Origin of the sequence: Paragemmobacter kunshanensis (assembly GCF_011059185.1) — a bacterium.
In the GTDB taxonomy this organism is placed as follows: Bacteria; Pseudomonadota; Alphaproteobacteria; order Rhodobacterales; family Rhodobacteraceae; genus Paragemmobacter; species Paragemmobacter kunshanensis.
On sequence record NZ_JAALFE010000100.1, the window covers coordinates 1 to 927 of the forward strand.

The window sequence follows — 927 nt, forward strand, 5'->3', positions numbered from 1 at the left end:
GCATTGGCGCCTGCCGTGGCGGGCACGATGGCGATCTGGCCCGCGGTGCCGGTGGCAGGAAGTGCTGCAGTCCGTGAAGTGGCGCGCGGCTGAACCAGCGCAGACACACGTCGCAGGTCTTCGCTAAGACTGGTGCCCCAGTTGCGCTGGCCAGGATCATAGAAGGCGCGCAGCCCCAATCCCGGCATGATCCGTTCCGGCATGCTCGTCCTCGTTAGTTATTGTGAATTCCGGGGTCAGGTGCCCCAGAGGAACCCCCAGCCGCGGTCCCATCCGGCGGCAAACGGTGCCGTCAGCCGAAACCACCGCGCCTCGCGATCCGTGACCCAGCTTCCCTCGACCAGACGCCGCGAGCGGACGGCCAGTTCGATCTCGGCCGTGCGATCCGGGGCGCCGAGCTCAGGAATGGCTTCAGGTGCGAGGGACCAGCTGGCAGCAGTGCCTGCATCGATCACCACGCCCGCGGGCAGGATGGCCACACCGGTGTCCGGGTCTACCCAGCGCACCTCGACGATGTAGCTGACCCCCGGTTCGGGCCCTATCGAGGCTCCGGTGTGGTCGACGATGACGGGGCTGGTCTGGGTCAGCCGATCGCGGTGCGTCCAGGTCAGGGCGAGAGGGCCGATGACCAGCGCATCGACGTTCGGGGCGTAGCTTCCATTCCCTTGCACGCACCCGGGCGGCAGCGGCCGGATGGCGCGACGGTCGAGCGTCACCAGATCCTCAGGTGCCAGCGCGAAGGCCAGCGTGCCGCGCCCGGTCTCGGGCAGTAGCCGGGCCGCCAGCGTCTCGCCTGCCGCCCAGCTGTCCTCGGTGATCCGCGCCACCTCGTCGAAGAAAATGACCGACGTGCCCGAGGGATGCGCGCGCGGGACGGTATCGAGGCATCCACGTCCAACTGTGATGCTGCTAGGCGTGATCCCGTCC

1 protein-coding gene and 1 pseudogene are annotated in these 927 nt (G+C 68.5%); both read right to left on the minus strand.

Annotated features, from left to right (window positions below; genetic code table 11):
• A partial coding sequence (locus G5V65_RS21955; RefSeq protein ID WP_206526940.1) for a hypothetical protein occupies positions 1-203 on the minus strand: 203 nt, incomplete at its 3' end.
• A 33-nt stretch (positions 204-236) separates the two neighbouring features.
• Positions 237-927 (minus strand): annotated as a pseudogene (locus G5V65_RS21960) (phage tail protein); the annotation flags it as partial.